Source organism: Frankia sp. CgKIO3 (genome assembly GCF_977946435.1).
Window position 1 is genome coordinate 1 of record NZ_CDWTMO010000016.1, and the last position, 23,424, is coordinate 23,424.

The window sequence follows — 23,424 nt, forward strand, 5'->3', positions numbered from 1 at the left end:
TGGCCGGGGCCGGCTACGCGCTCGCCGGGATCCTGTACTACCGGGCCGCCCGCCGCCATCCGGAAGACCGGATCATCCGTCACATCGGCGAGCCCAGATCGGCACGGTCGGCCGACCACCCTGGCCCGGACGGCCAACCCAGGCCGGTCACCCCCGCCGAGGCGTGAGCTCACCGGGAACGGGCACCTCGTGCTCCCGGGCCCACCGGAACAGCTCGGCCTCGGCGGCCTCCCGGCCGACGATCCCGTGCTCGAAGCGGAACTCCAGCATGTGCGACCGGGCCTGACCCACCAACCGGGACGGTGACAGCCCCAGCAGCGCCATGATGTCGTCCCCGGAAAGCTCCGGCCGGATCGCGGCGATCTCCTCGCGCGCGGCGAGCTCGGCGATCCGTTCCTCGAGCGAGTCGTACGTCCGGGACAACGCCGCGGCCTTGCGCCGGTTGCGGGTCGTGCAATCCGAGCGGACCAGCTTGTGTAGCCGGGAGAGCTGGGGACCCGCGTCGTGCACGTAGCGGCGTACGGCGGCGTCGGTCCACTCGCCCGCCCCGTATCCGTGGAAGCGCAGGTGCAGGTAGACGAGCCGGCAGACCGCGTCGGTCACGTCCTTGGGGAAGTGCAGCGCCGCGAGCCGACGGCGGGTCATGTCCCGGCCGACGACCTCATGGTGGTGGAAGGACACCCGCCCGCCCGCCATGTGCCGACGGGTTCGCGGCTTGCCGATGTCATGCAGCAGCGCGGCCCAGCGCAGCACCTCGTCCGGCTCCCCCGGCTCCTCCAAGATCATCGCCTGACGCAGCACCGTCATGGTGTGGGCGTAGACGTCCTTGTGCTGGTGGTGCTCGTCGATCTCCATCCGCATGGCGGACACCTCAGGCAGCACGATGTCGGCGATCCCGACCTCGACCAGCCGCTCCAGACCGGCGACCGGGTCGGGAGCCAGCATGAGCTTGCGCAGTTCGTCGCGGACCCGCTCGGGGGAGACGATCGCGAGCCGATCGGCCCGCGAGCGCATCGCCGCGACCAGCTCGGGTACCGGGGTGAGGCCCAGGGCCGCCTCGAACCTGGCGGCCCGCAGGATGCGCAGCGGGTCGTCGTCGAACGACGCCTCGGGGCTTGCGGGGGTACGCAGCACGCCGCGGGCGAGATCTGTCATCCCGCCGAACAGGTCGACGAAGTCATGGCCGGGCACGGACACCGCCATCGCATTCACGGTGAAGTCCCGCCGGGACAGGTCCGCCTCCAGGCTGTCGCCGTAGGTCACGGCCGGGTTGCGGGACTGCCGGTCGTACACCTCACTACGGTAGGTGGTGATCTCGAACCGGACACCGTGCCGAGCGAGCCCGACCGTGCCGAAGGCGATTCCGGCCTCCCAGGTCGCCTCCGCCCATCCTCGGGTGATCTCCAGAACCCGCTCGGGGCGAGCATCCGTGGCGAAGTCGAGATCGGCTGGTGCGGCCCCGGACACGGCGGACGCCGGCCGGCCGAGCAGGGCGTCCCGTACCGAACCACCGACGAGGTGAAGGAGGTAACCGTTCGCGGTGAAGACGCAACCGAGCTCATCGGCGGCCGGCGGCACCCTCAGCAACTCACTCACCACCCGTTCGGCCGAGTCTCGCGGATTGTCCAGACTGATCACTGACACACCTTCAGGTTACGGCCTCACCGCCCATGATCCGTTACGTGGACCCAAAACAATGATCATGATTTCTCGGCGTCCGCCCGGGAAGGGCCCAGCGGAATCAAGCCGTAACCCCGGCGTCCCGGACAGGCGGGCCGGCTGGTCGCCGGGGGACTCGTACGATCAATCCATGCCGCCGCCGATCTCCACCACCGGTCGCGCGCCGTTGCGCCGGGCGGCGATACTCGCGGCGCTAGCCCTGTTCGCCGTGGCCGTGCCCGGGGTCTGCGCGGCTTCGGCCTCGGCCTCGGCTTCGACCCCCGCGCCGGCCGGGGGAGTCCTCGTCGAACCGGTTACCCACCACGATTCATCCACAAAAACACCACGGTCTTCCACATCTTCATCCACCGACAAATCAGATAATTCGCTATCTATCACTCCGGGTGGCACGGCAGCCAGACCCGGCGGTCCGCCGAATCCGGTGACGATCGATCTGGATGAGGTGAGTCCCCCCACCCCGGGGGGCTCGACCATGCTCTCCGTCAGCGGCCAGCTCATCACCACGGTCGGGGAGCCGCTGGCCCACCTCTCCATGAGCCTGTGGATCGGCGCCAGGGTGACCTCACGCGGGCAGCTGGCCACTCTGACCGATGACCCGGCCGCGGCGAGAACACGCAGCTACCGCCAGGTGGTCCTCGCGAACGGCGACGGCACCCAACCGCTGGCCGCCCCGCCCATCCAGGGTGCCGCGCCCGTGCTCTTCCGGATCGCCGCCGATCGCGCCGCGCTGGACCTGCCGCCGAGCCTGGGGGTGTACCCGGTCCAGCTACGGATTACCGGCTCCGTCGGGGGCCGCGCCGTGGCACCGATCGGCGCGGCCTACACCTTCCTGGTCTGGGCGCCGAACCCACAGCAGCCGAGGACACCGGTCGCCGCGGTCCTGCCGATCGCAGATCAGCCGCGCCTGCGCTCGGACGGCCGGCTGACCGACAACGCGCTCGCGGACGAGGTGAAGCCGGGCGGCCGGCTGTCCCGGCTGCTGACCGCCGCCACGCCGCCGGTCACGCTCGCCGTCGATCCGACCCTGGTGCAGGCGCTGACCATCATGGCGCAGCCGGGCGGCTACGACTACGCCACCCCGGGCGGGCCCGTTCATGCGCAGACGGACGCCAACGCGGCCCTTCTCCTCTCCGACATCGTGCGCTTCGCCGAGCAGGGAGGCGTGGTGTTCGCACTGCCCTACGGAGATGCCGATCTGACCGCGCTCGTCCGCGCCCGGAAGCTGGACACGGTGAAGTACGCCGTCAAGACTGGCGAAGTTGTGCTGGCCCACCTGTTGGGGCGTGACCCCCTGCAGAAGGGCACCATCGCCTATCCCGCCGACGGGTCGGCGGACGCCACCACCGTGGACATACTGCGCCAGCTGGAGGTCGGGACCGTGATCCTCGATGACCAGCTGCTATCCTCCGCAGCGAAGATCACCTATACCCCGTCGGCGACCGTCAGCCTCGCCACCTCGGCCGGACCGATCCAGGCGCTCGCGGCCGACAGCCAGCTCACCAGGATCGCAACCGCCTACACCGGGCTGCCCGACGGTCCCGGCTTCGGGACGGCCCTGGCACGCCTGCGGGCCGAGCTCGGCATGATCACTGCCGAACGGCCCGAGCAACGGTTCCAGGTCCTGGCGCTGCCCCGGGACTGGGACCCGCCGAGCGACTGGGCACGGTCGGTACTCGACACCCTCACCAGCGGCTACTCCACCTCGGTGGGACTCGACGCAGGTGTCGGGGGCCAGAGCCGGCCGGACGACCGGCCGGGCCGGCTTGCCTACCCGGCCGAGGCACAGGCCCGCGAGCTGCCGACCGACTACCTCACCGCCGTCGAGGACGTCCTTGACGAGGTGCAGGCCCTGAGCCCCGTGCTGTGCCCGCCCAGGCGCGGCCCCAGGTGCCAGCTGCAGCTCATCAACCCGATGAAGAACACACTTGTCACGGCGACCTCCGCCGCGTGGCGGGGAGACCGCAGGGTTGACGGTGTGTCGTTGAGCCAGCAGGTGGACGGGGAGGCGTCCGCGAGCCGCAACGGAATCCAGGTGGTGGCCTCCCGCAGCGTCAACCTGACGAGCAGACGTGGGCTGGTCCCGATCACCCTGGAGAACAACACCCAGTACGAGGTCACTGTGGTGCTCGCCTTCTCTTCGACCGACCGGTCCCGGCTGCGCTCGCCGGCCCGGCAGACACTCCGCCTTCCCCCAGGGCAGAAGGCTCAGGTCGAGATCGAGATGGAGGCCGAGGGTGCGGGGACGTTTCCCCTCGAGATCCGCAAACTCAACCTCGACGGGCAGGCGCTGTCCACGGAGCCACCGAACCGGGTTCTCGTCCGATCCACCGTCTACGGCGCCGTCGCGACCGCGATCACCATCGGTGCCGTCGGCGTGCTGCTCCTGGCGGTCGTCATCCGCCTGGCGCGACGGCTGCGGGCCCGCACGAGGCGGCGACCGGACCGGCGGGCCCGCTCCACCCGGCTGCCCCGCTCTACCCGGTGGACCCAGTGAGCCCGGTGAACCAGGTCGATCCGGTCACCCCGGCCGCCTCGGTCTCGACCCGGCATAGTGGCGACGACAAGCGCGAAGCCGCCACCTCGACTACGACGACGCCGGTGGTGCGGACGGCCATCCGGCGCTATGAAGGCCAGGACCGAGGCACCCTTCGCCACGGCCTCGACAGCCAGGAGGACACCGACGACTCGGCGGCCACAGCTCCCTTCCGACGGCGACGGAGCGGCCCATGACGCCGGTCGAGGAGGAAGGCCGGCCGGGGGCCCGGCATCGCAGGGGTGGTACCGGCCCCCGGCGTGATCGCGGTACCGGTCCCGGCGATGGACCGTCGGACCGGGACCCACGCGACGCCGGGTATTCCGACGTCGGGTATTCCGACGAGGACGGCTACCCGGCGGCCGAACGCCCGGCCCGGTTCCCCCCGGACCAGTCGTATCCCGGTTATCCCGGGCAGATCCGTCCGGAGCAGCCAGATCCGGACCGGGGACTCGCGCGCCGGCCCCGGTACTCCGAACGGGACCGTCCGAAGCGGAACCATCCGGTTGACCCGGACGGACGCCGTGGCGCGCCACGGTTCGACACGCCGCGCCATGAAGACCGGCGGCAGGGCGACCCGCGGTACGACGACGCGCGCTATGACGGCGGCCCGCGCCACCCGGACCCGCGCCACGACGATCCCGCGAGCCCCCGCGACAAGCGGTATCCGCGATCCGCAGGCCGCATCCCCGGTCCCGACGCTCCGCGCATGACCGCCGGCGAGCAGACCCGGAAGCTTCCCGCCACATCGGGCCCACCACCGCCGCCTCCCCATGTGCTGCCTCCGTCGGAAGGAGGTCCGCCGCCGGGGCCCCGCGTACCGGAACGATCGCAACGCAGCACCCCGCCGCTGGACGACGGGCGGACGAGCCGGCTGCCGACCCCGCCCGGGGTCGGCCCCGTCATCCCCATCGGACGATCCTCATGGCAGGACACCCCAGACCGCCCAGACCGCCCAGACCGTGCAGCGCGTCCGGAGCGACGCACCCGAGCCGACCGTTCCCGTCGGGACGGCGACGATCGCCGTCGTCCGTCCTTGAGCGAGTCCAAGCCGACGGTGGCACTTCCTCGCAGCAACGTCCGCCGCATCCCCCCCGAACCGGCCCGACGAAACACCGGCACGGCACAGCACGGCAGCGCAACGGCACAGCACGGCAGCGCAACCAGGCAGGCCGGCGGGCCGGCGAAGGCCGGGCCCGGCCTCGGCCGGGCCAGTGGAACCATGGCGATCGGCACGATCGTCTCCCGGGCATCCGGATTCCTGCGGACCGTCGCGATCGCTGCGGCGATCGGGACCGGTGCGGTGAGCCAGGCCTACAACGTCGCCAACACCACGCCGAACATCCTCTACGACCTGCTCCTCGGCGGCGTCCTCACGAGCGTCGTGGTGCCGGTCATGGTCCGCACCGCGAAGGAGGATCCCGACGGGGGGGACGCGTTCGCGTCGTCGCTGCTCACACTCATGATCCTCGGCCTCGGGGTCGTCGTGGCAGTGGGTATGCTGATCGCCCCGTGGATCATCAGCCTCTACCTGCACGCCGGCTCCGACGAGCGGGCGCTCGCCGCCACGATGCTGCGGTGGTTCCTGCCGCAGATCATCTTCTACGGGGTAGGCGCGACGATCGGGGCGATCCTCAACGTCAGACAGTCGTTCACCGCGCCCATGTTCGCCCCGATCCTGAACAACCTGCTGGTCATCGTCACCTGTCTGAGCTTCACCTATTTCATCGCGGGTCCGCGCCCGCCGGGTGTGGACGGGCCGAAGGCCATCACCGACACCCAGGTGACGGTGCTCTCCGCCGGGACGACGCTGGGCGTCGTCGTCATGACCCTCGCGCTGCTCCCCTCGCTGCGCAAGGTCGGTTTCCGCTACCGGCCGCGGTTGGACATGCGGCATCCCGAACTGCGCTCGACGGCTCGGCTGGCGGGGTGGACGCTGCTGTTCGTCGTGATCAGCCAGGCCGGCTACCTGGTGATCGTCAACCTGTCGACGGCGACGACCGCCTACACGATCTACACGTACGGATACCAGATCTTCCAGCTCCCGTACGCCATCATCGGCGTCTCGGTCATCACCGCACTGTTGCCGAGGATGAGCGGGCACGCCGCCCAGGGGCGCAGGGACCTGGTGCGGGCCGACATCTCGATGGCGACCCGGGTCACGATCACCGCGATCGTGCCCGCCGCCCTGTTCATCCTCGCCCTGGGCCGGCCGATCGCCGTCGCCGTATTCCATCACGGCGCGACCGGCTACGGCGACGCTATGGACATCGGCGATACCCTCAGCGCCTTCGCCCTGGCCCTCGTGCCGTTCTCCCTGTTCCAGGTACAGCTACGGGTGTTCTACGCCTACCAGGACAGTCGCACCCCGGCACTGGTCAACATCGGGGTCGTGGCGGTGAACGTCATCGGTGCCCTGGTCCTCACCGTGGTCGTGCCCGAGGAGCACCGGGCCGTCGCGCTGGCGCTCTCCTTCGCCACCGCCTACCTGATGGGCCTCGCGGCGACGAGCACCCTGTTGCACCGGCGGCTCGGGGGAATCGATGGCAATCGCACCGTGCAGGTCATCACCCGGGTCGCGATCACGGCCGGGATCGGCGCCGTCCTCGCGTCGCTGCTCGCCCGAGGTGCCCGCGCGGTCGTGGGTGAGGGGTGGCTTGGTTCCGGGGTCGCGGTGGTGCTCGCCGCGGCCGTGGGAGGCGGGCTCTTCCTCGCGGTCGCCACCCGGATGGGGATACACGAGATCAACGCCCTGCTGGCGGAGGTGAACGGACGACTCGGCGGCCGGCTGTCCCGACGGCCGGGGCGATCATCGCAACGCGGCTGACCGGCAGTGATGGCGCCTAGGGGCCAGCCAAGACGATCCCGCCGGCACCAGAAAGATCCTTGTCGTCGTTACTCCCGGGGCATCCTCGCACGTCACCGAAAGAATCGGCTCGCCGATCGTCACAGTCGGTACACATGGGCGGGTTGTCCCAAGACATTCGCGAGATCCTTCTGACCTCCTCGTACACTGGACACGCTGTGCGCGGGCCCCACCCAACGTCGCCGGTAAACCAGGCGCAGCCTCCCGCTCGTCGCTTCGTTCATCGAGGCGGCTGGTCAGAGCGACGGAGGGTACCCGGGGTGTCCGCCTACGGTGGCGGCACGCTGGGCGGAACCCCTGCCCGGGTGAGGTAGGGAAGCCCGACGGCGGATTGTGGACGCCGGGCCCGTGGACGACGGAGGCGCTGTGGTCGACGGAAGCAACCGACCGCAGGCCGGGGACGTCGATAACGACGTGAACCCGAACGCGCCCGGAGTCCGGGGTGCGACGCCGCACTCCGGCACCGCCATCCTCGCCGAGTCCGTGCTCGACCGCCGCTACCGTCTGCTCTCCGCGTTGACGACCCGTGGGCCCGTCACCCTCTGGCGAGGCGACGACAAGGTGCTCGCCCGACCGGTGGCAGTACGCATCGTCGAGCACGGCCCCGCGTCCGCGGGCGGCGGCGGGCCGGCCACGGATCCGGAGCAGGAGCAGGCGGCCCGCCGGCTTCTCACCGCAGCGATCAACTCCGGTCGGCTGGTGCATCCCGGCGCCGCCTCGACCTACGACGCCACCACTACCACGGCCGAGTCCCGACGCATCTCCTACGTCGTCTCGGAATGGGTGGACGGCAAGACGCTGCGTCAGCTTTCCACCGACGGGCCGCTACGCCCGGAGCAGGCCGGCGCCGTGGTGCTCGCCGCGGCCCGAGTCATCGCCGCGGCACACGAGCGCGGCATCCATCACGGTGACCTGAACCCCGGTGACGTCATCGTCTCCAGCCACGGCACCGTCAAGGTCATTGACCTGGAGATCGGCGGGGTGCTCGCGGAACTCGACGGTTCCCTCCCCGCGACGGAGCTCGACGGGCACGGTAACCAGCCCGACCAGAGTGGGATCGGCGGGGACGACGGTTCCGGCCCAGGCACGGCCGACCGCGCAGGCTGCGGCCCCGACGCCACGGCGGTGAATCCCGACCTGATCGCCGCGGCCGACGTCCGGGCGCTCGGTGGCCTGCTGTATGCCGGGCTCACCGGTTACTGGCCCCTCGGCGGGGACCGCGGTCTGCCCACCGCACCCACCTCGGGCGGCCGGCTGCGGACTCCCCGACAGGTCGCCTCGTCAGTTCCGCGTGATCTCGACGCCATCACCATGGCCACCCTCGGCGACGATCGGGTCGGGGCGCCCATCACCACGGCGGCCGACCTGGTCGAAGAGCTGAAGTCGATCAACCCGGTGGACGCCGTGCTCGACACCGGGTTGATGAGCCTCGGTGACGCCCCGCCCAGCACCGAGGCGATGGACGTGGACGCCTTCGCATCCTCGGACTACCTCGCGCCGGGGGATTACCCGGCGCAGGGCCGCTATGCCGACACCGCCGGCTACCCGGGCCCCGGCCGGGACGCCCGGTACGACACCCGGGTGGAAGGCCCCCACGGGTCCCGCGGCGACGGGACCGGCTACGGCCGCAGCGGGTACGACGACCGCAGCTATCCAGCCGGAGGTGGCGGTTACCCGGCGGGATCCGACCGCTACCCGCCTGGTTCCGGCCCGAGGCGCCGTGGCGGGCCGTCGCTGGGGCGGGCCGTGCCGTGGATCGCTCTGGTGGTGGTCGTCGCAATCGCGGTGGTCGCCGTAATCACCCTGCGTGGCAACGGCGAAAAGAATAACGCTGCCAACTCCGGCACCCCGACCACGGTGCCAGCGACCCCCACCGGAACCATCCTCAAGCCAAGCAGCACGGACTCCTTCGACCCGCTCGCACCTTCGGGTGAACCCAAGACCGAGAAACCGGCGGATGTCGGCAAGGCGTTCGACGGGAACACGTCGACGGAGTGGACGACGAGCAACTACACTAGCTCGACGTTCGGCAACCTCAAGCCGGGTGTCGGGCTGCGCATGGCATTTCCGCAAAAGATCCTGCCCACCTCGGCCACCGTGACGGTCGGCAGCCTGGGTCCGGTGTCGTTCGAGCTGCGCAGCGGCGACAGGCTGTCGGAGTCGCTCGACGGCTTCGACCGCGTGGTCGCCCAGAAGTCGGGCGCCAGCGGCACGGTGGTCCTGCCGATGTCGTCGGACGTGAACCCCTCGCAGTACTGGGTGCTGTGGCTGACCTCGCTGCCGTCGAACGCCGGGCAGTACCGCGGGTCGATCGCGGAGATCACGTTCCGGTCCTGACGGGAGGACGGTGAGAGGACGGTGAGAGTCGGTCCACCCGCCGAAGTCCTGGTGGCCGCCCCGACGCCGAGCTGGGCTGCGCCGCCGTACCGCCCGCCCGACGGTGCCCATGACGACTACCCCGAAAGGCCAGATTCGTGATCCGGTCAATCCCCGCGGGTGCGTCGCCGAGCATGACCTGCACCTGGACGTCGAGGAGGCGCTGGGCTGGCTGACGCCCGGGTTGCGGACCGCCGTGGTGCTGGTGGACGTGGCAGGACAACCCGTCGCCGAGGCGGCGGGGCTGCTGGGAGTTCCGGTCGGGACGGTGAAAAGCCGGCGTTCGCGCGGTCGCGCGCAGCTCGCCGTCCTGATGGGTCCCCCCCGGTCAGGGAACCCGGCGGCTTCGCCCGCCGTCTCAGAAGGAAGACACCAGGATGCGGCGGGCTCACCGGGGCAGCAGCCCGTTACCGGAGGTCGGCCCATCCGCCGCGGCCCCGCGGGCGCGGCCGACGCCATCCGGATCTGCCGAAGGAGGTGATCAGCAATGGCGACTGAGCCTGCGGGTGACCGACGCCGACCGGCGGCTCCCTCCGATCCCTTCCCGGCGGGTCGCCGCTTGCGCGCGCACGTGCATCACCCGGACGCCGAGCTGCTGGACGCCTTCGCGGACGGAGAGCCGCTCCCCCGCTCCGTCCGCGAGCATATCGAGGGCTGCGTCTCATGCCAGGAGTCGATGGTCGCCCTCCGCAGGGTCCGTACGGACCTCTCCCGCTTGGCGGCCCTGACGATGCCCGGCGAGGTGGCCGAACGCCTCCAGGCTGCGCTGGCGGCCCACGCACCTGCTCCCTCTCGGCCGGGACCGGGCCGGAACCCGGCCGCGCCGACCGGTCCGGGGCCCGCGAGCTCCGGCTTCGCCGGCACCACGGGAGCCGCCGGGGCCACCGGCACGGAACCCCTCGTGGGGGATACCGAGGCGGTCCACACCGAGGCCGTCCACACCGATCCAGGGGATGGCACGGGTGGGCGGGCGGCGAGTGGCAACAGGCCAAGGCGGCGGCCCGGCCGAGGTGGGGCGGGGGCTGGGCTCACAGACCATCAACCGGCCCGGCGCCGGGATCCGCGGAGCCGTCCGGGTGCGCCGGGTGCGCGCCCCCGACGGGACTGGGTGTCCATCATGGCGGTCTGCATCGCCTTCATCACCTTCGGGGCGGCGATCTTCGTGTACCACGGTCTGCGGAGCGCCAACGTCGATCACAGGGTAGCGGCGTCCAACCCCGTGGACAGCTCCGGCCCGGCCGGCGGTTCGGTGGTGGCCGAACGCGGCTCCGCCAGCTCCGCTCCCCTCATCATGATGGCGGTCTCGCAGGCGAGCGTCGCTCCCTCGGACGTCGTGCGGCACGGCCGGGAACTGCTGGCCGGCCGGATCCTGGGGTCCGCGGCGCTGCCGCTCGTGCCGCCGCCCGCGCCCGCGGCGGCCGGCGGCGCGACGACCCCTGCGACGGTGGACGTCGACCGGTTGCGCTCGGTGCTGGACACCCCTGGCCTGCGCCCGTGCTACCAGAGCCTGGCGGCGCAGACGGGTGGAACGATCCTCGCCCTCGACCGCGTCGTCTACAACGACCAGCCGGCGCTGTTGATCGTGCTCTCCGTGCCCATGCAACCGGCGGTGGCCAGGGTGCTGGTCGTCGACGCCCGCTGCGGCATCACCACCGTCTCCACCGCGCCGTGGTACAGCGTGTCCACCCTGCGGCACTGAGGTGGGGGTTGACGCATCGAGAGGGGCCGGGAGCCCGGCCGTGGCACGCACCGGTGGCGGGCGCGGATGGAATCAGATGCCCGCGGAAACGGTTGTCGCTGTCGGGCACCGTCTCCATGGACGGACCGATGAACGAGGAACTCGGATGAAGCCGGGGCGACAGGTACCGGCGAGGGCCCACCCGGCTCACAGGGATCCCGTAGCATGAAAGGAGCGGGTGTGACAGCCCAGGAGGACGGCCAGGATGTCACCGGCCGCAGCAGCCAGCCCGACGGCGAGGACGACATACGCGATGTCGTCATTGTCGGTTCGGGCCCCGCAGGGTACACGGCCGCTATCTATACCGCCCGGGCCAACCTACGGCCACTCGTGTTCGAGGGCGCGGTATCGGCCGGCGGAGCGCTCATGAACACCACCGAGGTGGAGAACTTTCCTGGGTTTCCGGACGGCATCCAGGGTCCGGAACTGATGGAGAGCCTGCGGCGGCAGGCGGAGCGGTTCGGAGCCGAACTGGTGGCCGACGACGTCACCGAGCTCGACCTCGCGGCGAACCCGAAGGTCGTCAAGATCGAGGACAGGACCTACCTCGCCCGCACGGTCATCGTCGCCACCGGTTCGGCCTACCGCATGCTCGGCGTCAAACACGAGGAGCGGTTGCTCGGCCACGGGGTCTCCGCCTGTGCGACCTGCGACGGTTTCTTCTTCCGGGATCAGGACATCGCGGTGGTTGGCGGGGGCGACTCGGCGATGGAGGAGGCGACCTTCCTGACCCGCTTCGCCCGCTCGGTGACGGTGATCCACCGGCGGGACAAACTCCGGGCCAGCGCAATCATGCAGGAGCGGGCCTTCGCCAACGAGAAGATCCAGTTCCGGTGGAACGCAGAGGTCACCGAGCTCCTGGGCACGGACAAGCTCACCGGCGTCCGGCTACGCGACACCGTCACCGGTGAGGAGAAGGATCTTCCGGCCACCGGGCTGTTCGTCGCGATCGGTCACCTTCCGCGTACCGAACTCGTCCGTGGTCAGCTCGACCTCGACGACGCCGGCTACATCTCGGTCGCGCACCCGACCACGAAGACGAACCTGGACGGGGTCTTCGCCTGTGGCGACGTGGTCGACCACACCTACCGCCAGGCCATCACCGCGGCTGGCACGGGCTGCGCCGCCGCTCTCGACGCGGAGCGCTTCATCGCCGCCGGGGAGGGCCCGGGCGAGGTGACCACCGTGGCTCCCCGGGTCGTGACCCCGACGCCGCAACCTGCCTGATCCAGCGCCGAGCGGCCGACCGAGCGGCGCTGGATCAGGCCTGCCCGACCCGGCTGCCCGAAGGCCGGTCGGGCGCCGTCCGCGGGCCACCACCGGCCCGTTGATCGCCTTCCCGTCCACTAAGAGATCATCCATCAGGGAGAACAACATGGCAGGTTCCACCACCCCCGTGACCGACAGCACCTTCGTGACCGAGGTACTGGAGAGCGACAAGCCGGTCCTGGTGGACTTCTGGGCCGAGTGGTGCGACCCTTGCAAGATGGTCGCACCCGTTCTGGAGGAGATCGCCAAGGAGCATGGCGAGAAGCTCCGGGTCGTCAAGCTGAACATCGACGAGAACCCGGAGACCCCCCGGAACTACCAGATCATGTCGATCCCGACCATGGCTGTGTTCGTCAAGGGCGCGATCGACAAGAGCATTGTCGGCGCGAAGCCGAAGGCCGCCCTGCTGCGTGACCTCTCGGCCTACATTTGATCTCGTCACGCGGTCGTTCCACCGTCGGCCCGCCGGGTGTGATCCCGGCGGGCCGACGTCGTTCCCGGACTGGTCCGCGCCGGTTCGCCCACGACAACCGGATACCACGTGCAGCCCGGGAACTTTCTCCCGCCGTCACGAGCATCGTGGGAGTATCACGGCGGCCTGGTCACGCACGGTCAATACTGGAGGATCCGGTTCGCGGTCGGTCGAGACCGCACGGGCATGCCCTAGGCTTGAGATTCAGCAATCGGCCGTCGGCGCATCATTCGTCGACGCGGTGGCCCCGACCATCGGGTTTCGCCAGGGGCACCGGGTTTCGCCAGGGGCACGTTGGGGCAGGCGAGCTGAAAGGTATGCATCGGTGAAGTTGCTACGTCTGGGAGACCAAGGTTCCGCCGTCGCCGAGGTTCGGGCGGCCCTGACCTATCTTGGTTTTCTTCCCGTGACGCCCCGGCAGAGCCGGGATCCGGCCGGCCCGGGTAAGGGTGACCCAGGTAAGAGTGCCCTGGATAAGAGTGCCTCGGATAGAGGTGCTGCTTCCGCCGCGGACCCGTCCCAGGACACGCGGGTCCCGGCTGTCGACGGTACTCCCGGCGGCGTTCCGGCCGAGCCGGCCGATCGGTTCGACCGAGACCTCGACAACGCGCTGCGCGCCTTTCAGCAGAGCCGGGGGCTGTCCGCCGACGGGATACTCGGTCCAGACACGGCGCGTGCCTTGGAGGAGGCACGCCACAAGCTCGGCGACCGTCTGCTCTACCACAGTCCCGCGCACCCTTTTGTCGGCGATGACGTGGCGGCGCTCCAGGAGCGCCTGTTCAACATGGGTTTCGACGTCGGCCGCACGGATGGGATCTTCGGGCCACGCACCGAGTCCGCGGTCCGCGACTTCCAACGCAACCGGGGTCTCGATCCGGACGGCCAATGCGGGCCACACACCCTGCGCGAACTCAAACGCCTGCAGCGCACAGTCACTGGTGGCCGGCCCGACGTGCTGCGGGAGTCTGTCCGGCTGTTGGCCCACGGCTCCTCGCTGCTCGGAGTCGTCGTCGCCATCGATCCCGGCCACGGTGGCGACGATCCGGGCATCGTCTGCGGCAATCTGTGCGAACGGGATCTCATGGCCGACCTCGCCGTCCGGATGTCCACGCGGCTACTCGACTCGGGCCTGCAGGCGCACCTCATCCACGGACTGGACGAGTCCCCCAGCGAGGAGGAGCGGGCCGCGCGGGCGAACGAGCTCGAAGCAGATCTCCTGATCTCGCTGCACGCCGACAGCAGTCCATCCCCGCACGCCCAGGGGGTGTCGGCCTACTACTACGGCAACGCGCGCGGGTCGTCCGCCGTGGGTGAGCGCTTCGCCCAGCTCGTCCACCGTGAAATCGTCTCCCGGACCGACATGCTGGACTGCCGCACCCATCCGAAAGTCTGGAGTCTGCTTCGGCGGACCCGGATGCCGGCCGTACGGCTCGACCTCGGATATCTGACAAACGAACATGACACCAAGGCCCTTGGCTTCACCGCATTCCGGGCAACCGTCGCCGAGGCGGTGCTCGCCGCGGCCCAACGGCTCTTTCTCCCACCCGAGCAGGACGCGCCGACGGGCCAGCTTCACGTCCCCCGCCTTGCTAGCCGCACCTGACCGGTCACCAAGACATTCCATCGACAAGGCTGACGTTTCACGTGAAACGAGGCCGGTGCGTCGATGGGGAAAATTCATGCTCGGCAGCCTAGGCTGGTTCCGTGACAGCCTCCGCGTCCGTCGACGTTGACCTCGGCGACCGGAGGCCCGGTGGCCGACCCATGGAGCGCCTTTTTCGATGAGCCGTCGCATCGCGAACATCACCCTGGACAATATTGACGATCTCCCTCTGCCCTGCCGCCGCTGCGTTTTCTGGGAGCTCGATCCGGTGGCCCGGAGCCGCGCGGAGGAGGCCGGCGGCACCGACCTCGAGAAGGAGGCGTGGGTTTCCCTGGCCCTCCTGGAATGGGGAAGTTGCGGAAAGATCGCCTATGTCGACAGCGTCCCCGCCGGATTCGTGATGTTCGCTCCGCCGGCCTACGTGCCTCGATCGGCGGCCTTTCCCACCAGCCCGGTCTCACCGGACGCGGTGCTGCTCATGACAGCGTCGATCGTCGATGAGTTCACCGGGCAGGGGCTGGGGCGGATCCTCGTCCAGTCCGTCGCCAAGGACGTCATCCGCCGCGGCTTCAAGGCGGTGGAAGCGTTCGGTGACCTCCAGAACTCCGACACCCGCTGCATCCTGCCCGCCGACTATCTCCTCGCGGTCGGTTTCAAGACGGTCCGGCCTCACCATCGATGGCCGCGGCTGCGGCTCGAGGTGAAGAACGCGGTGAGCTGGCGAGAGGACGTCGAGGTCGCCCTGGAACGTCTGCTGGGATCGATGACGCCGGAAGGCGTGCTGCGCAAGGTCGGCCAGGCCGGCAATCTCGCCTGAGCACAGCGATGGCCCGGCACTCGGCGGACAGGCGCGCAGCCACCCGGGGGAGCCCGGCACAGCCCGGGACCGCGCGATCCGCGCCCGGCTCGAGAACCCCAGAGAACCCCGAGCGAACCCGAGCCGGACGCCTAGTCCAACAAGCCGTCGACCGAGGCCGACGGCGACATCACGGCGACGATCCGCTCCAAGTCCTCGATCGAGGCGAACTCGACCGTGATCTTCCCCTTGCTGCGGCCCATGTCCACCTTCACGCGGGTCTCAAAGCGATCCGAGAGGCGGTCGGCGAGCCTCGCCAGGGCCGGTGAGGCGGCCCCTGGCGCCCGCGACGCCCGCTTACGCGGGGTCTCGTCGTCCAGTGCCACGATCTCCTCGACGGCCCGCACCGAGAGACCTTCCGCGACGATGCGGGTGGCGAGCCGGTCCTGGGCGTCCGGATCCTGCAACGAGAGCAGCGCGCGGGCATGGCCCGCGGACAGCACGCCGGCCGCCACCCGTCTTTGTACCGCGGGCGAGAGCCCGAGCAGCCGGATCATGTTGGTGACATGCGACCGGGACCGCCCGAGCCGACTGGCCAGTTCCTCGTGCGTCGCACCGAAGTCGCGGAGCAGCTGTTCGTACGCCGCAGCCTCCTCCAGCGGGTTGAGCTGCTGGCGGTGGAGGTTCTCCAGCAACGCGTCGCGCAGCATGGCGTCGTCCGCGGTCTCCCGCACGATGGCGGGAATCCGTGGAAGCTTGGCGATCTTCGATGCACGCCACCGGCGTTCACCCATGACGAGCTCGTAGCGCTCGGGGGCCACCTCGCGTACCACGATCGGCTGAAGCAGCCCGACCTCGCGGAGGCTCGCCGCCAGCTCTTCGAGGGCGTCCTTATCGAAGTGAGTCCTGGGCTGGCGCGGGTTCGGGCTGACCGACTCGACGGGGATCTCGCGGAAGGTCGCCCCGGGTACGGGCAGCGGCCCGGTGCTGTCGCCGGAGCCGCGACCCGTCCCCCGGCCGCCGTAGCCACTGCCGTAGTCGGCGTAGTCACCGTAGTCAGCCGAGGCGGTGCCCACCTGACCGTCGAGGGGAGGAGGAGTAACCGGGATGAGTGCCCCCAGCCCTCGCCCCAGACCACTGCGCCGAGCACTCATCATGCCGCTCCATTCGAGTCCCGACCCCGTTCCGCGAGTTCGCACGCCGCGGCCAGATAGGACAGCGAGCCGCGCGACGTCGGATCGTACGTCAGCGCGGACTGCCCATAGCTCGGCGCCTCCGCCAGACGCACGTTCCGGGGGATGGTGGTGGACAGCACCCGGTCCCCGAAGTGTTCCTTGACCTCGTGGACGACCTGGTCGGCCAGTCTGGTCCGGGAGTCGTACATGGTGAGCAGGATGGTCGACAGGCGCAGCTCCTGGTTCAGGTGCGCCTGCACCAGTTCCACGTTGCGCAGCAACATGCCGAGGCCCTCCAGCGCGTAGTACTCGCACTGGATCGGGATGAGCAGCTCACGGGCGGCCACGAGGGCGTTGACGGTCAGCAGCCCGAGAGAGGGCGGGCAGTCGATGAAAACATAGTCGACGTCCCGTTGCATGCTCGCGATGGCCCGCCGCAGCCGGTTCTCCCGCGCCACCAGCGACACCAGCTCGATCTCCGCGCCGGCAAGATCGATCGTTGCGGGCGCGCAGAACAGCCCCGGCGCCTCGGCGGACTTCACGATGACCTCGTCGAGGGGCCGATCCCCCACCAGGACCTCGTAGATCGAGGGGACCCCGGAATGATGGTTGACGCCGAGCCCCGTCGAGGCATTGCCCTGCGGGTCAAGATCGATTACTAGGACCCGGGAGCCATGAGATGCCAGCGCCGCCGCCAGGTTGACCGTCGTCGTCGTCTTCCCTACACCGCCCTTCTGGTTGGCGACCGAGATGATGCGCCGCCGGGTGGGGCGAGGGAATGGTTGTCGTCGTTCTACCACCAGTACTTCCACTGCTGCTGCCGCCGCCGCTCCGATCGGGGTCGAGGGATCGAGCAGGTCCAGTGCGGAGAGCGCGGGGTCATAGCCCCGCAAGCCCCCACCCCTGGCCCCACCCTGGCCCGCCGACGCTGTTTCACGTGGAACGAGACTGTCCACGTGTCGGCTGGTCACGACCGACCTCCCGTGATCGGAGTGAATCCCGTGACGTCCGTCTGACCTGTCTGCCATCGTGCCGCTCACCGTCGCCGCGCCCTCCCCTGCTCTCGGCCCGGGTGCGCTAGGATGAACGTACGGCCCGGAGGACACGGGCGGGTTCCTCCACCCGCCCCTCCCCGCACCTCACGACATCCACGGGATGCCAACCCTGAGTTCCGAGACCGCTGCGCGCGTCCTGCAGTTCCTCCAGGATCCGTGAACCGCGCATCGCCAGCATGACACCACCTGGTCGCAGCATCGGAAAGAGGATTGCGCGCAGCCGCTCCAGGGGAGCGACTGCGCGGGCTACGGCTATCCCGAATCTACGACCGTCCGGGCCGATTCCGGCATCCGGCGCGCGGCCACGTACCACAGAAATCTGGTCCTCCAGACCTATGGTCGCCACAACCTCGTGCAGGAATCGGCACCGGCGTTCCATCGGCTCGAGCAGCACCACCCGCAGATCCGGGCGGGCGAGCGCCAGCGGGATACCCGGCAGCCCCGCGCCGCTGCCGACGTCCACGACATCGGCCTGCGCCGGGACCACGTCGGCCAGGACCGCGCAGTTGAGTACGTGGCGGTCCCAGAGCCGGTCAGTCTCACGCGGACCGATCAGCCCGCGCTCGACCCCGTCGGTCGCCAGCAGCTCGACGTAGCGCGCCGCGGATCCGGTCCGCGTGCCGAAAATCTCCACCGCGACGGGGGGCACCTCGGGGGCATCCGGGAGACCCGTCATGGCCGGATCCCCCGCCATGCCATACGGCCAGCCCGCGCCGGCCGGGCCGCCTGCGTCACCTCGACCGGCCACAGCATCGAGCCGAGCCGGGTTGGGCCCGTGGGCATCGCCAGGTGACCGCCGGCAGCGGGCGGGTGGGAGACCGGATCCGTGGACCCGGCCGGACAGGACGAGAAAGCTGGGCAGGACGAGAAAGTCAGAAGACCGCGCACCCGACAAGCATCCCCGCCGACCTCGAGATGCTCGCGCCGCCACCCCCACGGGAGGCACGGTTCCGGCCCGGGGGACGGATGTCAGGTCGTCCGGTCGGACACCACGGTCCGCTGCGGCCGATCGAGTCGCGGGGCGGCGCCGGCGCAGCGATCGAAGACGGTCAGCGTTCCGGTGAGGGGGAACTGCCAGCCACGGCCGGCGCACCACCCCGCCCGGGGCAGCGTGGCCAGGTCGGGCGCGAGCGCCGGCCGCTCCGCGTCGAAGACGAAGACGAGCAGCCGGGTCGGCGGGACCCGGCGGTTCGCCAGCTCGCCGACCAGGGAGGTACCCGCAGCGCCGAAGAAGATCGTGTCCTGCCGTGGTACCCGGGCCGGTACCCGCCCAGCGCCGGCACTGGGGAGAGCTGCCGGCTCACGCGCCGGGTCGTCACTCGCCTCCATCGCGTACAGCCAGCCAGGCCGGGCGAGGCGGCCCCCGACCACCACCAGGTCTCCCGGGCGGTGCAGCTGCCGGGCCGCGATGGCCGCGTCGACCATCCGATCGAGGCCACGAGTCCGGTGCCGATGATCCCAGAGCTGCCCGCTTCCCGACAGCGAGGTTCCCAGGAGCGGGACACCAAGCAAGATGATCATTGCGAAGCCGGCCAACGGCAGCACGGCGGTCGGAGAAATCGTGTTCGCGCCGGCGCTCGACGTCGGCGAGACACCGGAAACATCCAATCGTGACTGCTCGGTGACAGTCCTTCCGGTAGGGAGGGTCGGGGTCGCGGCCATCGGTGTCGGTACGGCCGGCTGAGGCCCGACGGCGGGGATACGAGGTCGCACCGCCGCCACGAACAGGACCACCAGCCGCCGGGTGCCCACCACGATCACAACGACGATCAGCGGCACGACGAAGAGGTTGGTCCGGGTCGGCCCGAACGGCCAGTACCGCGCGGCGCTCGCTCCCAGCATCAGCACCTGGGCTCCGCCGAGTACGGTGAGGAGCAGCCTGCCGTCCGGTCGTCGTGCCAGCACGAGGACGCCGGTCAGGCCGGCGATCGACACCGCCACGGCGAGCAGCACCGAGACAACCGGCCCCCCGGGCACCGTCGCATGGATGAGGCTCGGGTCGAACCGGTCGATGCCGGGCGGCATACCGGTGATGAAGGCTCGCATCTGATCGACGATGAAGCGTACGGCCTCGACCGGCCCACGACCGGCGATGAACTGGCGATCCCAGTAGTCGCCGCGACGCTGACTGGACTGGTGCCCGATGAAGAACACGGTGTGCGCCACGCTGATGGCGACCGCGGGCAGGCATTCCACCAGTCGCCAACACCGCACCGGACCGCGCCATACCTCCGCGGTCGCCAACGGCAGCACCAGAAAGATCCCGGGCACGGCGGTCAGGGCCAACAGGCCCGCCGCGGTGCGTCGCAGGAGCCGGGCACGGGAGAACCCGCCGGTGACAGGTTCAGGCTGCGGGGACAGCGAGGGCCGCGGAGATGATCCGGTCGACCAGGCGAGGACGATGCAGACGGCGGCCAGCGCCTCGACGGAATACGGCTTGAGTTGGGTCGCGAGATCCAGGAAGGTCACGTTCAGGCACAGCCAGCACGTGGCGAACACCGCCGCGACCAGGCCGGTGAAACGGCGGGTGAGCAGGACGATCGCGGCACCGAGCAAGGGCACGGCGAGATACCCGGGAAGCCGGAGCGACCAGCTGTGCCAGCCGAGAACCTCGCCGGCCACCCGGGTCAGGCCGAACCAACCCAGCGCCGAGGGGGTGTTGGCGACGGTCAGCTCCGGCCAGAACGAGGACGCCGGTTCGCTGACGAAGTGGGCGCGCCAGATCTCGTCGTACCAGAAGGGCCTGGTCAGATAGGCATGCAGAATGCCGAGCACGGCCGCCAAGCCGACACCCACAGCGGCGGCCAGCACGGCGGAACGCGCCGGCCGCCACCGACCCGCCATCGGTCGGCGCCGGTCAGCCGAGAAGGATGACCACCCGGCGGCCGGGTTCCTCGCCCTCGGACTCACTGTGCACGCCGTCGATCCCGGCAACGGTGTCGTGCACCACCTTGCGCTCGAACGGCGTCATGGGAGCCAGCTTCTCCGGCTCACCACGCGTGATGGCGCGCGACGCCGCGGCGATCGCAATCTTGCGAAGCTCGACCCGCCGCCGGGCGCGATGGCCGCCGACGTCGAGCATGAGACGGCTGCGGGTGCCCGTCTTCTGGAGCACCGCGAGCCTGGTCAGTTCCTGCAACGCCTCCAGCGTCTCGCCGCCCGCCCCGATGAGCTTGTCCAGCCCCTCGCCTACCACGGCGACGACGGCGCGGCCGCTCTCGACGTCGAGATCGAGGTCACCGTCCATGTCGACGATGTCGAGCAGACCCTCGATGTAGTCGGCGGCGATCTCGCCTTCCAACTCGAGATCGGACAGACGCCGATCCTCCGTGCCGGCAGTCTCGTCCGAGGGAGCGTGCTCGTCGGAGACTCCGGCTCCATCCACAGCCAGTTCAGGTGCCGAACCGGTCATCAGCGACTCTCCAGGGGAACGGGGGCGGCGGAGCAGAGATTACGGGATGCCGCCACTCGATGACGAAATCGGGTCGGCAGCCTGCCGGTTGGTCGGTTGGTCGGTTGGTCGGGAACGGCGTCTCCCGGATCAACGCCGCCCACCGGGCCGCTTGCCCTTGCCGCGCCGTTTCGCGGGTCGGGAGCCGCCGACCTGGCGCCGCACTCCGGCGGGTACGGGTGCCGGCCGGGGCGTGCTCTCCCCGTCGGAGGGTGCCGTCGGCCCGCTCGCCGCGCTCTGCCCGGCATTCTTGCCCGGGGCGTTCCTGCGGCCCGCCGCGCTGGTCTTCGCCTCCGCGCTCCGCTCCGTGGATGCGGCCGTGGTAGCGGCGACGCCGTTGTCCGAGACGCCACCGCCCGAGACGCCGTTGGCACCGGGACCGGCCGGCACCCCCGCCTTACCACTCTTCGGAGTCACCCCCGCCTTCGGAGTCACCGCAGTACGGGTCGCGGTCGAGGTGCCGTTACGGGACCGGGTGCCGGGGGGAGCCGTCGAGGACGTCCGACCGGCCGCCGCGGCACCGGAATCGCTGCCCTTGGTCGGGGTCACCGAGGCAGACCGGGGGCGGTTCTTCGACTTCGCCCCGGCTCGGACACCGGGAGCCGGCCGAGCGGGGGTGACGGCGCCGTCGGCGGCCGGACGGGCACCGGGCAGCCGGCCGTTCGCATCCTCGGTCTTGATCGGCGGCATCTTCTTCATGATGAAGAACTGCTGGCCCATGCTCCACAGGTTGGTGGTGAGCCAGTACAGCAGCACGGCGATCGGGAAACGGAAACCAAAGAAGGCGAGCATCAGCGGGGAGCCGTAGAGCAGCGCCTTCTGCATGATCGCCTGCTGCGGGTCGACCGGCCCGGTGCGGGCCATGATCTGGCGCTGCGTGAGGAAGGTCGTAAGACCCATCAGCACGATCAGGACGATCGCGAGAATCCTGACGTGCGTGCTGTCGACGCCGAGGAAGCGCGAGAAATCGCCATCGGAGGTGAACTTGCTCGCCAACGAGATGCCGAACACCTTGGCCGAGGCGATCTGCTCCACCTGGTCCGCGGAGAGCCCGACCTGGGAACGCCAGACCAGCGAGTGGTTCGGGCCCTCGTTCATCGGCGCCAGGTGGGTGAACACGTGGAACAGCGCGATGAACAGCGGGATCTGGAGGAAGATCGGGAGGCAGCCGAGAAGCGGGTTTCCATGCTCCCGCTGCAGCGCCATCATCTCCTGCTGCATGCGGGGTTTGTCGTGCCCGTACTTCTCCCGGATCTCCTTGATCCGGGGCTGCATCACCTGCATCGTCCGCTGCGACTTCACCTGCTTGACGAACAGCGGGAAGATCAGAATACGGACGCAGACGACCAGCAGGACGACCGAAAAGGCCCAGGAGAAGAAACTGGCAGCACCGAAGATCGGCGCGAATCCCTGGTGAAAGAAGACGATCGCGTTCGCCGCGAGGTGGTATAGGGGATCCAACAACAGTCTGACTCCTCACACCCACGGTCCGCGACCGGAACCGGCGATCTCGGCCCGCGCCCCCCGGCTGGGAGACGGAGGACCATGCCTGTGGACGGGCGGTACGGCGACAACCGGATCGCCCGCGCTCCGACCGTCGGGAGACCTGCCGGGGTCGGCCATCGCGCCCCTGGGTCTCCGAACGATTCCCGGAGCCGGATCCGTTCCCGGCACGGGGTCGTACCCGCCGGCCGCAAACGGTTGGCAGCGCAGCAACCGGGCGACGGCGAGGGCACCGCCACGCATACCCCCGTGGCGCCGCACCGCGGCCAGCGCGTAGGCGCTACAGGACGGCTCGAACCGGCACATGCCGGCGTTGCGGGCCGACCAGCCGGCTCGGTAGAGCCGCACGAGCCCGGTAAAGGTCCAGGCCAGGGGACCGCGTACCGCGCCGTCGGCGTTGCGGGCGACCCGCGGCAGGCGGCGCCACACCATCCGGGAGGCCAGCAGGAGGTCGACGACGGCCGCCGTGGCCAGCAGCACGACCAGCACCGTCCCGGCGGTCATCGTCCACGCCCATCCGGGCGCCTGGCATCCGCCGGCCGGGCCACCCTGGCGAGCGCGGCGTCCAGCGCACGGCCGAGCTCCGCGGAGCTCGCCGTCGCCGCATCGGGCAGCGCACGCACGACCAGCATTATCCCCGGCGCGAGCGTGTCCAGCCGAACCCGTACCTGTTCCCGCAACCGGCGCCGCACCCTGTTACGCACGACCGCCTTCCCCACCCGACGGCCGACCACAAAGCCGGCCCGTGCCGGATCGCCGCTTGTTGTCCACAGATTGTGGACAACAAGCGGGCCGGATCGGGTTCGCCGACCCGTGGTCCCCACCCGGGCATGTTCGTCCCGGGTTCGGACGCGGGAGCCCTCAGGAAGCATGACCGGCAAGGGGTACCAGCAGGATCAGCGGGAAC

At 70.2% G+C, this 23,424-nt stretch carries 18 protein-coding genes; 9 read left to right on the forward strand and 9 right to left on the reverse strand.

The genetic code is table 11. From position 1 onward, the window contains the following. Positions 1-147: 147 nt before the first annotated feature. A complete protein-coding gene (locus tag AC08OJ_RS03570) occupies positions 148-1,638 on the reverse strand; it encodes a CCA tRNA nucleotidyltransferase (RefSeq protein WP_476593713.1) in 1,491 nt (496 codons plus the stop codon). A gap of 172 nt (positions 1,639-1,810) precedes the next feature. On the opposite strand from AC08OJ_RS03570, the gene AC08OJ_RS03575 reads away from it, so the two are divergent. From AC08OJ_RS03575 to AC08OJ_RS03615, 9 genes are all read left to right on the forward strand, one after another. Further along, positions 1,811-4,174 (forward strand): DUF6049 family protein, encoded by a 2,364-nt coding sequence (locus tag AC08OJ_RS03575; protein ID WP_476595062.1) that lies wholly within the window; start codon positions 1,811-1,813, stop codon positions 4,172-4,174. 232 nt (positions 4,175-4,406) lie between these two features. Further along, on the forward strand, positions 4,407-7,040 hold the full coding sequence (gene murJ, locus AC08OJ_RS03580) for a murein biosynthesis integral membrane protein MurJ (RefSeq protein WP_476595063.1): 2,634 nt from the start codon (positions 4,407-4,409) through the stop codon (positions 7,038-7,040). Positions 7,041-7,445: 405 nt separating this feature from the next. After that, positions 7,446-9,416 (forward strand): protein kinase family protein, encoded by a 1,971-nt coding sequence (locus AC08OJ_RS03585; RefSeq protein ID WP_476593710.1) that lies wholly within the window; start codon positions 7,446-7,448, stop codon positions 9,414-9,416. A 109-nt stretch (positions 9,417-9,525) separates the two neighbouring features. Further along, the gene (locus AC08OJ_RS03590; protein WP_476593709.1) at positions 9,526-9,936 is read left to right on the forward strand and encodes a sigma factor-like helix-turn-helix DNA-binding protein; all 411 of its coding nucleotides are present in this window, start codon (positions 9,526-9,528) and stop codon (positions 9,934-9,936) included. A 6-nt stretch (positions 9,937-9,942) separates the two neighbouring features. Beyond that, positions 9,943-11,154, forward strand: a complete 1,212-nt coding sequence (locus AC08OJ_RS03595) for a hypothetical protein (RefSeq protein ID WP_476595064.1) — start codon at positions 9,943-9,945, stop codon at positions 11,152-11,154. A 219-nt stretch (positions 11,155-11,373) separates the two neighbouring features. After that, entirely contained in the window at positions 11,374-12,420 is a 1,047-nt protein-coding gene (gene trxB / locus AC08OJ_RS03600) for a thioredoxin-disulfide reductase (protein WP_476595065.1), read from the forward strand. Positions 12,421-12,568: 148 nt separating this feature from the next. Then, entirely contained in the window at positions 12,569-12,895 is a 327-nt protein-coding gene (gene trxA, locus AC08OJ_RS03605; RefSeq protein WP_476594233.1) for a thioredoxin, read from the forward strand. A 364-nt stretch (positions 12,896-13,259) separates the two neighbouring features. Then, complete coding sequence (locus AC08OJ_RS03610; RefSeq protein ID WP_476594234.1) at positions 13,260-14,537, forward strand: N-acetylmuramoyl-L-alanine amidase; 1,278 nt, start codon at positions 13,260-13,262, stop codon at positions 14,535-14,537. Positions 14,538-14,715: 178 nt separating this feature from the next. After that, complete coding sequence (locus AC08OJ_RS03615) at positions 14,716-15,354, forward strand: GNAT family N-acetyltransferase (protein ID WP_476594235.1); 639 nt, start codon at positions 14,716-14,718, stop codon at positions 15,352-15,354. A 131-nt stretch (positions 15,355-15,485) separates the two neighbouring features. On the opposite strand, the gene AC08OJ_RS03620 is transcribed toward AC08OJ_RS03615, so the two are convergent. The 8 genes from AC08OJ_RS03620 to rnpA form a co-directional block, all read right to left on the reverse strand. Further along, a complete protein-coding gene (locus AC08OJ_RS03620) occupies positions 15,486-16,487 on the reverse strand; it encodes a ParB/RepB/Spo0J family partition protein (protein ID WP_476594236.1) in 1,002 nt (333 codons plus the stop codon). Beyond that, positions 16,487-17,401 carry a ParA family protein gene (locus AC08OJ_RS03625; RefSeq protein ID WP_476595066.1) on the reverse strand — a complete coding sequence of 305 codons (915 nt, stop codon included), beginning with the start codon at positions 17,399-17,401 and terminating at the stop codon, positions 16,487-16,489. Before AC08OJ_RS03625 ends, AC08OJ_RS03620 begins: the two co-directional genes overlap by 1 nt. A gap of 184 nt (positions 17,402-17,585) precedes the next feature. After that, complete coding sequence (rsmG, locus tag AC08OJ_RS03630) at positions 17,586-18,239, reverse strand: 16S rRNA (guanine(527)-N(7))-methyltransferase RsmG (RefSeq protein ID WP_476595067.1); 654 nt, start codon at positions 18,237-18,239, stop codon at positions 17,586-17,588. A gap of 293 nt (positions 18,240-18,532) precedes the next feature. Beyond that, positions 18,533-20,407 (reverse strand): hypothetical protein, encoded by a 1,875-nt coding sequence (locus AC08OJ_RS03635; protein ID WP_476593097.1) that lies wholly within the window; start codon positions 20,405-20,407, stop codon positions 18,533-18,535. Between the two features lie 13 nt (positions 20,408-20,420). Continuing rightward, positions 20,421-20,975 (reverse strand): Jag family protein, encoded by a 555-nt coding sequence (locus AC08OJ_RS03640; RefSeq protein ID WP_462187257.1) that lies wholly within the window; start codon positions 20,973-20,975, stop codon positions 20,421-20,423. 129 nt (positions 20,976-21,104) lie between these two features. After that, complete coding sequence (yidC, locus tag AC08OJ_RS03645) at positions 21,105-22,478, reverse strand: membrane protein insertase YidC (protein ID WP_476595068.1); 1,374 nt, start codon at positions 22,476-22,478, stop codon at positions 21,105-21,107. 12 nt (positions 22,479-22,490) lie between these two features. After that, complete coding sequence (yidD, locus tag AC08OJ_RS03650) at positions 22,491-23,021, reverse strand: membrane protein insertion efficiency factor YidD (RefSeq protein ID WP_462187259.1); 531 nt, start codon at positions 23,019-23,021, stop codon at positions 22,491-22,493. Further along, positions 23,018-23,389: a ribonuclease P protein component gene (rnpA, locus tag AC08OJ_RS03655; RefSeq protein ID WP_476593099.1), complete on the reverse strand. Its 372-nt coding sequence runs from the start codon at positions 23,387-23,389 to the stop codon at positions 23,018-23,020. Before rnpA ends, yidD begins: the two co-directional genes overlap by 4 nt. Positions 23,390-23,424 lie beyond the last annotated feature (35 nt).

What these genes read in the sequence shown, in the direction of transcription:
- AC08OJ_RS03640 (WP_462187257.1), bottom strand. Translation starts at nt 20,975, where the DNA reads ATGACCGGTTCGGCACCTGAACTGGCTGTGGATGGAGCCGGAGTCTCC.
- murJ (WP_476595063.1), top strand. Translation starts at nt 4,407, where the DNA reads ATGACGCCGGTCGAGGAGGAAGGCCGGCCGGGGGCCCGGCATCGCAGG.
- trxA (WP_476594233.1), top strand. Translation starts at nt 12,569, where the DNA reads ATGGCAGGTTCCACCACCCCCGTGACCGACAGCACCTTCGTGACCGAG.
- AC08OJ_RS03615 (WP_476594235.1), top strand. Translation starts at nt 14,716, where the DNA reads ATGAGCCGTCGCATCGCGAACATCACCCTGGACAATATTGACGATCTC.
- rsmG (WP_476595067.1), bottom strand. Translation starts at nt 18,239, where the DNA reads ATGACGGGTCTCCCGGATGCCCCCGAGGTGCCCCCCGTCGCGGTGGAG.
- AC08OJ_RS03595 (WP_476595064.1), top strand. Translation starts at nt 9,943, where the DNA reads ATGGCGACTGAGCCTGCGGGTGACCGACGCCGACCGGCGGCTCCCTCC.
- AC08OJ_RS03620 (WP_476594236.1), bottom strand. Translation starts at nt 16,487, where the DNA reads ATGAGTGCTCGGCGCAGTGGTCTGGGGCGAGGGCTGGGGGCACTCATC.
- yidD (WP_462187259.1), bottom strand. Translation starts at nt 23,021, where the DNA reads ATGACCGCCGGGACGGTGCTGGTCGTGCTGCTGGCCACGGCGGCCGTC.
- AC08OJ_RS03635 (WP_476593097.1), bottom strand. Translation starts at nt 20,407, where the DNA reads ATGGCGGGTCGGTGGCGGCCGGCGCGTTCCGCCGTGCTGGCCGCCGCT.
- AC08OJ_RS03590 (WP_476593709.1), top strand. Translation starts at nt 9,526, where the DNA reads ATGACGACTACCCCGAAAGGCCAGATTCGTGATCCGGTCAATCCCCGC.
- AC08OJ_RS03575 (WP_476595062.1), top strand. Translation starts at nt 1,811, where the DNA reads ATGCCGCCGCCGATCTCCACCACCGGTCGCGCGCCGTTGCGCCGGGCG.
- rnpA (WP_476593099.1), bottom strand. Translation starts at nt 23,389, where the DNA reads ATGCTTCCTGAGGGCTCCCGCGTCCGAACCCGGGACGAACATGCCCGG.